The following is an 8868-nucleotide window of genomic DNA, read 5'->3' on the forward strand; positions in this document are numbered from 1 at the left end:
GGACGCCTACGTGCAGCGGAAGCGCGACTGTGCCCAGTCAGCGAGCGCGGCCGTGTCGAACGGCGAGTGCGGCTCGACGACCAGGCGGATCGTCTCGCGCCCGCTCAGGTTCACCTGCACCGGAACCGCCGGGTCCCCGCCCTTGACCAGCGGTGACTGCCACAGCCGAACGCCGTCCCCGAAGATCGAGAAGCGCACCTTGCCCAGGCCCAACGTCATGTCGTCGACACCGACGACCGCGTCGTACGTCGAGCACGCGCGGTTCAGGTCGATGGTGACGGAGGACTGGCCGTGGACGGTCACGCCGTGGCCGTACCGCGTGTCGGCGATGGACAGGCCGGAGCGCTGCCAGACCCAGCTGCTCTCGCCGAGCCGCATCTCGGGCTTGGTGCCGTCACCGACGACGCCGTACCGCAGCTCGCTCCACTGGTAGACCGCAGGCGCGGGCGGCGGCGGAGGCGGCGGCTTGGGCTTCGGCTTGGACGGTGTGGGCGTCGGCGTCGGCTTGGGGGCCGCAGGCCCCGGCTTCGGCGTGGGAGCCGGGGTCGGCTTCGGCTTGGGCTTCGGTTCGGGAGCCTGCTTCGCGGGCGGCTTCGGCTTCTTCTCGGCGACCGGCTGCTCGGGCTTCGGCTTCGGCTTCGGTTCCGGGGGCGGCGGCTTGCTCGGCGCGACGGGCTCCACGGCCGGGGGCTTCCCGGCGCTCGGCAGGTCCTTGGGCTTCTCCCCGCCCGCGGTGAGCGCGAGGGCCACAGCGGCGGCCGCCGCGACGACCACACCCGCGGCGATACCGGCCTTGGCGGGCGCACCGAGCCCCTCGGCGGCGGCACCGCCACCGGCCGCACCACCGGACGAACCGCCGCTCGCCGCCGCCGCACCGGCGGCACCCGCTCCCGCGGCACCCGCGGCACCACCGCCGACGAGCGCGGCCACCTTCGCGTACCCGGCGGCACCGAACCAGCCGATGACCGCGATCGGCACGACACCGGGGATACCGCTGGCGACTTCCTTGATCTGGCCCGCGGCCAGGCGGCACTTGACGCACTCCTCCAAGTGCTTGCGCAGGCCGCGCTCGGCCCGGGTGCGCAGGCTGCCGCGTGCGTAGGCGCCGAGCCGGTCGGCGTAGCGCGCGCACTCCTCGTTCTCGGCGAGGGTGGTGCTCACATGGGCCTGGAGATACGCCTCCTTCAGCCCCTCGCGCGCCCGCTTGGCGAGCACCCGTGTGCCGTTGGCGTCGAGCCCGAAGAGCGTGGCGACGTCGCTGGGGGACTCGTCCTCGACCTCCGTGTGCCACAGCACGGCCTGCCAGCGCTCCGGGAGGCTCCGGAACGCCTGCATGGCCATGGACTGCTCGGCCTCGTGCATCGCGAGCACGTCCGCGCCCAGGTCCAGGGTGTCGTCGTCGGAGACCTCGGAGCTGCGGGAGGCCTGCGCGGCGAACACCGCGAAGTCCTCGACCAGCTGCTCCCGCTTCGCCGACTTCGTCCACCCGGCGGCGACGCGGCGCACCGTGGTGAGCAGATAGGCGCGCACCGCGTGCTCGGGCCCGCTGCCGCCCCGGACCGCCTGCAGCATCCGCGCGAAGACCTCGGCCGTGAGGTCGTCGGCGGTGTGCGCGTCCCGGCAGCAGGTGCGGGCGTACCGGCGAACCGCTTCCGCGTGCCTTCGGTACAGCTCTTCGTACGCGGTGTCGTCGCCCGACCGCATCCGGGCGATCAAGTCGCTGTCGGGCGGCGGGCCTTCGCTCCGGACGCCTTCGCGCTGCGGCGGGACGCTGGGATCGGCACCGGAGGGTTCACCCGCGGTTCCGAGCCCGCCCGCGGCTCCAGGTCCGCCACCGGCTCCGGGACCACCCTGGCTCGGCACCTGCCGAGGTGGCAGCCCTCCGGCCTCCTCGCCCAAGGCGGAGGACGATTCGTCCCGCCCGTCACCACTCATCGCGGAAAGCCCCCGCTTGCACACTCAGACCCGGCCATCCGGGAAAGACTGCCACACGGGCGCGCCGCCGCCGATGGCGATGACGGCCAACCACCCTTCCGAGGTGACTTTCCGTATTCGAGCACTACCGTTCACTCATTCGGGGAAGGCTCAACCGCCACGTGTCGCTCAGCAGTTGAGCCGTCCCTATTCCGCCCTCGTATCGCCCTTGTGTCGCCCTTGTGGCGCTTTGTGCCGCTCCAGGGCCGGTTCAGACCGTGGGGCGTGAGCGAAGACCCTCCAGCAGGATGTCGAGCAGCCGCGACGAGGCCGCTGCCTGCTGCGCCGGGTCCGGCAGCGAGGGCGCCGCCGTGGCTATCACCAGGAGCACGTCCGCCACGGTCACGTCCGGGCGCAGTTCGCCCGCCGCGCGCGCCCGCTCCACGAGCCGACCGACGACGTCCAGGAGCGCGACAGCCCCCGGTTCGACCGCCGGTTCCAGAGCAGGAGCCGAGCGCTGCTCGACGAGCCGCAGCTCGGGGGCGGCCACGGCCGCCTGCCGCTGCTGCGGCACGCGCGCCTCGTCGTCCCGTGCTTCCGCGACCTCGTCCGCGACGCCCACCCGCAGCACCTGGGGCGGCAGGAGCCGCCCCGCGCCCGACGCGACGGACGTCCGCAGGAAGCGCGAGAGCGCCGACCACGGTTCGTCCTCCTGACCGAGCGCCGAACGTGCCTGATCGGTCAGCCGGGAGGTCTCCTCCTCGGCTATGCGCCGCACCAGTACGTCCTTGCTGGGGAACCGCCGGTAGACCGTGCCGACGCCGACTCGTGCGCGCCGGGCCACGTCCTCCATCGGAGCGCCGTACCCCAGCTCGCCGAAGACCTCGCGCGCCGCGCGAAGTACGTGTTCGAGATTGCGCTGTGCGTCCACACGCAGCGGCGTCGCACGCGGTCCGTCCCCCATGGCGCGTCCGTTCCCGCTGGTGGCGACGGCTGATGCCGACGCCGTGCTGGAAGTCCAGTGAGATTCCTGAATATGCATACGTGTTCCCCCGGTAATGACGTCTCCCCCCGGAGACTCTCCCCGCCATTGACAACCGGAGTGTGAGGATCGAACTCGAATCCCGGATCCGGTAGCTGGACCCGACGAGCGCATCCCCCGACACCCCGACGACACACGAACATAGTTGAGGCAGAGTCAATTCAGAAGAGGCGGGTTCCGCACGGAGCGCCCCCCGATCGGAGTACGCACCGTTTCCTACCCGAATGATCCACCTCGATTACCCCCTTTTCCACTCGCTGACCTGCACACCTTTCATCTGCCGGGCCAACACCCGCACGGCGTGCCGCATGCCGCGGCCGGTCACACAAATTGTCGAGGCTGTGGACAAACTCCTGAGGTGCGTGCGTCATGGGATGGTGAAGGAACCTGTGCGCATTCTCGTTGTGGGCGGCGGCTACGTCGGCATGTACACCGCGCTGCGCCTCCAGCGGAAGCTGAAACCGGAGCTGAAGCGGGGCGAAGCGGAGATCGTGGTGGTGACGCCCGATCCGTATATGACCTATCAGCCATTCCTGCCCGAAGCCGCTGCCGGCTCCATCTCGCCGCGCCATGTGGTGGTGCCGCTCCGCCGCGTCCTGGACAGATGCCGGATCGTCATCGGCGAGGTCACGTCGATCGAGCACGCCGAGCGCACGGCGTCCTTCACCACGCTCGCCACCGCCGACGAGGGCTCGGGCGCCGTCGACATCAGGTACGACGAACTGGTCCTGGCCCCCGGCTCCGTCTCACGCACCCTGCCGGTCCCCGGCCTCGCCGAGCACGGCGTCGGCTTCAAGACGGTCGAGGAGGCCATCGGCCTGCGCAACCACGTCATCGAGCAGATGGACATCGCCTCGTCGACGCGTGACCCGGCGATCCGCGACGCGGCCCTCACCTTCGTCTTCGTGGGCGGCGGTTACGCGGGCGTGGAGGCACTGGGCGAGCTGGAGGACATGGCCCGCTACGCCTCGCGGTACTACCACAACGTCAAGGCCGAGGACATGAAGTGGATCCTCGTCGAGGCCACCGGGCGGATCCTTCCCGAGGTCGGCGCGGAGATGGGCAAGTACACCGTCCGTGAGCTGCGGCGCCGCAACATCGACGTACGTCTGGAGACCCGTCTGGACTCGTGCGAGGACCGGGTCGCCGTCCTGAGTGACGGCGCGCGCTTCCCCACGCGCACGGTCGTGTGGACCGCGGGCGTCAAACCGCACCCGGTGCTCGCCGCCACCGACCTGCCGCTGGACGGACGCGGTCGCCTCGACTGCACGGCCGCGCTGACGGTTGACGGCGTCACACACGCGTGGGGCGCGGGAGACGCGGCGTCCGTCCCCGACGTCACCGCCGACGAACCCGGCAAGGAGTGCGCTCCCAACGCCCAGCACGCGGTGCGCCAGGCCAGGACGCTCGGCGACAACATCGCCGCGTCCCTGCGCGAACAGCCCCTCAAGGAGTACATACACAAATACGTCGGTTCAGTCGCGTCCCTGGGGCTCCACAAAGGCGTCGCACATGTCTACGGACGGAAGTTGAAGGGCTACCCTGCCTGGTTCATGCACCGCGTCTACCACCTGAGCCGTGTGCCCACCGTCAACCGCAAGTCCCGGGTGCTCGCCGAATGGACCCTGTCGGGCCTGTTCAAACGCGAGATCGTCTCCCTGGGCTCGCTCGAGCACCCGCGTGCGGAGTTCGAACTCGCTGCCGGGGGCAGAAGCCCTAAGGAGTCCTCCTGACCGGAGGCAGGAACTCCCGGCCGGACACTGGCGTCTGACGGATGTCAGTCCGGTCGGCCAGACTGTTCGTGTGACCATGGGCGGGCCAGGACCGCCGGAAATCCCCGCCCGATCCAGAAGCGACATCACGAGGCCTACCGCAGTGAACTTCACGCGCTGGAGCGCCCGGCTCCCCGGAACGCAGCGCCGCGCCGCGGCGCGCATCGACCTGGGGGTCTCCCCGCCACAGCGAGCCGAAAGCTCCGTCCCTGCGGCTCGCGCCGAAGGAGGCAAGGAGGGCACGACCCTCACCCCGGCCGCCGGCGTCGACGAACTGCCCACCCGCGAGGTGCTCGACCGCATCCCGGCCCTCGTCGCCCTGGTGCACGGCCCCGAGCACCGCATCGCGTACGTGAACGACGCGTACGCCACCGCATTCGGCGAGCGCCCCGTCGGCGAACCCGCCCGCGACGCGCTGCCCGAGCTCGACGAACTGGGCCTGCTGCCCCTCATGGACCAGGTCCTGCGCAGCTCCAAGCCACGCACGGTCAAGTCCCGCAAGGCGTCGAGCGGCCGTTCGTACACGTTCACCTGCACCCCCGTGACGCTCCCCGCGGACGGCCCCGCCGCCGGGCTCACGGACGACGGCATCCTCGTCTTCGCCGCCGACGTCACCGACCACGCGGAGGCCGCCGAGCGGCTGCGGGCCAGCGAGCGCACCCAGCGCGAGACGGCCGTCACCCTGCAACGCTCACTCCTTCCGCAGGAGTTGGAGCAGCCGGACGACCTGCGCATCGCCGCCACGTACCAACCGGGTGGCACGGAAGCCGCGGTCGGCGGCGACTGGTACGACGTGATCACGCTCGGCGGTGGCCGCACCGCCCTGGTGATCGGCGACGTCATGGGCCGCGGTGTCCGCGCGGCTGCCGTCATGGGCCAGCTCCGCACGGCCGTGCGCGCCTACGCACGCCTGGACCTGCCCCCGCACGAGGTCCTGCAGCTCCTGGACGGCCTCGCCACCGAGATCGACGCCATGCAGATCGCCACCATGGTCTACGCCGTGCACGACCCGAACGAAGGCAATCTGGTCTACGCCTCCGCCGGGCACCTGCCGATCCTCGTACGGGACGAGAGCGGCGTGATCCACCGAGCGGAGGAGCCCACGGGCCCGCCGCTCGGCACCGGCGGCTGGCAGCACACCTCGGGCTCGGTCCCGCTCGGCCCAGGCTCGACCGCCGTCCTCTACACGGACGGCCTGGTCGAGCGGCGCAGCGAGGACATCGACGAAGGCGTCGCCTCCCTGGAGCGCGCCCTCGCGGGCGCCACCGGCACACCCCAGGTGGTCTGCGACCGCCTGATCCGCGCCCTGGGGGTCACGGCCGACCACGACGACGACGTGGCGGTACTGGTCATCCAGCACCCGGCGCGCACCGGCCTGGACGCCGAACTGTTCCGGAACGCGGCCCTGGAGCTGCTCGGTGGCGTGGAAGCGGCGCCACGCGCGCGTGCCTTCGCGACCGGTGTCCTCGCCAGCTGGCGCTTCCCGCCCGAACTGCACGACCTGGGAGTCCTCGCGGCCAGCGAACTGGTCGCCAACTCCCTCCAGCACGGCACACCGCCGATGCGCCTGCGGCTGCGCCGTACGGACCGTCGGCTGATCATCGAGGTCACGGACGGCGACGACCACCTGCCGCGCCGCCGCCGCGCCGAGCCCGCGGACGAGGCGGGCCGTGGCATCGCCATCATCGCCACGATCGCCTCGAACTGGGGCTCACGGCGCACGCCGGGGGGCGGCAAGGCGGTCTGGTGCGAATTCGCGCTCCCGCGAGCGTAAATCGCACTCCCGCGCGCGTAGTGGCCCGACAACGCCCTAGGAGTTGGCCGGTACGGGCTCCGGGGTGCCCTGAGCGACCACCCGGCTCTTGGCCACGTACGGCTGGTTCTGCAGCGGAGTGAGCCGGCGCCCGAGACGTACCGCGAGCACCGTGATGCCCAGCGAGAACAGCAGGAACGTCACGATGTACGGCCCGTGCAGCGCGGCCCCCATCGGACCGCCGACCGCGGGACCGACCGCGAGCGCCAACTGCTTCACCAGGGCGAACGCGGAGTTGTACTGACCGACCATCCCGGCCGGAGCCAGATCGGCGACCAGCGGCGCGACGGTCGGCGACAGCATCGACTCACCGAGCCCGAAGAGCGCGTACGTGGAGATGAACGCGGCTGTCGCCATGGCCTGGCTGCCGTGCCTGAGCCCGGCGTAACCGGCGGCGAGCCACGCGACGGCCCAGATGAGACCGACGGCCGCGATCACCCGGGACCGCTTGCGCCGCTCGACGAACTTCAGGACGGCGAACTGCGCGACGACGATCACGGCCGTGTTGGCGGCGAGCGCGATGCCGAGCGTCGACGGCGAGATCCCGGCCGCCTCCACGCCGTACGCGGAGAGGCCCGACTCGAACTGGCCGTAGCAGGCGAAGAAGAGCACGAAGCCGAGCACGCACAGCTGCATCATCGCCTTGTGACGCAGGAGCGCCCGCAGACCGCGCTGCGGGGCGGACCCGTCCGTGGGCACGGCGTCCTGGATGGACGGTGCGTGCGGAAGCCGCACGGTGACGACGATCGCGGCGAGCACCAGGAACATCACGGCCTCGATGGAGAACAGCGTGATGAAGCTGCCCGGGTCGTGCTCGTCGACGATCTGGCCGCCCATGAGCCCGCCGATGCCCAGGCCCAGGTTCTGCAGGAAGAACTGCATCGCGAAGGCACGCGTGCGCGTGGTGGGCGTCGAGCACCAGACGATCATCGTGGCGAGCGCGGGCTGCATCACCGCGGTACCGGCGCCGAGAAGAGCGGCCGAGACGATCGCGGTCGGTTCGCTGTTCGCGAGGCCCAGGGCGAGGGCACCCACCGAAGCGGTCAGCGCCGCTCCCATCAGTACGGGGAGCGGGCCGCGGCGGTCGATGACGCGCCCGGTGACGGGCAGAACGATCAACGCGGCCATGGCGAAGGCAGCGAGCACGATGCCCGCCGTCCCGGCCCCCAGATCCCGTACCTGCGCCACGTACACGTAGAGGAACGGAACCGTGAACCCCACGCCGAACGCGCTCAGCGCGCTGCCCACCTGAATACGACGCATCGCTGCGCCCATCGCCCTGGTCACTTTCACCTGCCTTAGGAGTTAGCCATGAAGACTTCGAAGCTAAAGTTAGAAGCTAAACAATACACACAGAAGGACTTCAACGCCAAGCGAGCCCGTGCCATACTGCGGCCATGGGTGACACTCCCGGCCCCAGTGAGCCGACTCTCGAAGAGCAGATCGCCGCCTACCAGCGGGAGTTTCAGGACCTCGACCCCCAGGTCGAGGAGATCGTCTCGGCCCTCGGCCGCCTCAACCGGCGGATGAGCGTCGCCTACGGACGGCAGACCGCGACCCTCGGCATCAGCAACGCCGAGTGGGAGGTCCTCAAGGCCCTCGTCCTCTCCGGCGCCCCGTACCAAATGGGCCCCGGCGAGCTCGCCAAGGGCCTCGGCCTCACACCGGCGGCCATGACCCACCGCATCGACCGCATGGTGACGGAGGGCCTGGTCACCAGGGACCGGGACGAGAACAACCGGGTGCGCGTGATCGTCGAGCTCACCGCGGAGGGCCGCGAGAAGTGGCTTGAGGCGATGCGCCTGGCCACGGTCTTCGAGGAGGACCTCCTCCAGGACCTCTCCCAGGAGGAGCGTGGTGCCCTCGGTGAAGTACTGACTCGTCTTCTCCGCAGGGTGGAGCACGCCCAGCCGGACGCGGGCGGACGCCTCACCGACCTGGACTGAGGGCTCGACCGCGGGCGTTTGACAGTCACCCACCCGATCCGTAAAGTTCTTCGGGTTGCCACGGAGCCGTAACGGTTCTGCGACAGCCACTCCCGCCGCTGAGACGCGGCAAAACAAACTCTGCACGACATCCCACCGGGAACGATTTCGGTATGCCCGATTTCAATTCCACGGCTCGATTATGAGTCGCCGGGAAAACCCGCTAGAGTTTGAGACGTCGGAACGGCCCAACAGCCGGGAAGACAAGCCCCGCTGACTGGGAATCAGGCCCGAAAGGATCTGGTAGAGTCGGACTCGCCGGAAAGGGAAACGCGAAAGCCGAAAGGCCGGAGCGGAAACCTGAAAGGCACCGAGGAAAATCGGACACGAAAGAGTCTGATA

6 protein-coding genes are annotated in these 8868 nt (G+C 70.4%); 3 read left to right on the forward strand and 3 right to left on the reverse strand.

Going from position 1 to position 8868, the window contains the following annotated elements; all coding sequences use genetic code 11:
* Positions 1-6: 6 nt before the first annotated feature.
* Both ACFVXC_RS37615 and ACFVXC_RS37620 read right to left on the reverse strand, forming a co-directional pair.
* Positions 7-1935 carry a sigma-70 family RNA polymerase sigma factor gene (locus tag ACFVXC_RS37615; protein WP_389915148.1) on the reverse strand — a complete coding sequence of 643 codons (1929 nt, stop codon included), beginning with the start codon at positions 1933-1935 and terminating at the stop codon, positions 7-9.
* A 250-nt stretch (positions 1936-2185) separates the two neighbouring features.
* Positions 2186-2956: a TetR/AcrR family transcriptional regulator gene (locus tag ACFVXC_RS37620; protein ID WP_389915151.1), complete on the reverse strand. Its 771-nt coding sequence runs from the start codon at positions 2954-2956 to the stop codon at positions 2186-2188.
* A gap of 374 nt (positions 2957-3330) precedes the next feature.
* Here ACFVXC_RS37620 and ACFVXC_RS37625 point away from each other — a divergent pair, with 374 nt between their 5' ends.
* Positions 3331-4689 carry an NAD(P)/FAD-dependent oxidoreductase gene (locus tag ACFVXC_RS37625; protein ID WP_389915154.1) on the forward strand — a complete coding sequence of 453 codons (1359 nt, stop codon included), beginning with the start codon at positions 3331-3333 and terminating at the stop codon, positions 4687-4689.
* A gap of 142 nt (positions 4690-4831) precedes the next feature.
* On the forward strand, positions 4832-6502 hold the full coding sequence (locus ACFVXC_RS37630) for a SpoIIE family protein phosphatase (protein ID WP_389915157.1): 1671 nt from the start codon (positions 4832-4834) through the stop codon (positions 6500-6502).
* Between the two features lie 36 nt (positions 6503-6538).
* Here the strand turns inward: ACFVXC_RS37630 and ACFVXC_RS37635 are convergent, their stop codons facing one another.
* Complete coding sequence (locus ACFVXC_RS37635) at positions 6539-7816, reverse strand: MDR family MFS transporter (protein ID WP_389915160.1); 1278 nt, start codon at positions 7814-7816, stop codon at positions 6539-6541.
* 122 nt (positions 7817-7938) lie between these two features.
* Here ACFVXC_RS37635 and ACFVXC_RS37640 point away from each other — a divergent pair, with 122 nt between their 5' ends.
* On the forward strand, positions 7939-8487 hold the full coding sequence (locus ACFVXC_RS37640; protein WP_249589073.1) for a MarR family winged helix-turn-helix transcriptional regulator: 549 nt from the start codon (positions 7939-7941) through the stop codon (positions 8485-8487).
* The last annotated feature ends 381 nt before the right edge of the window (positions 8488-8868 follow it).

The sequence above is a fragment of the Streptomyces sp. NPDC058257 genome (genome assembly GCF_042881845.1).
Lineage (GTDB): Bacteria > Actinomycetota > Actinomycetes > Streptomycetales > Streptomycetaceae > Streptomyces.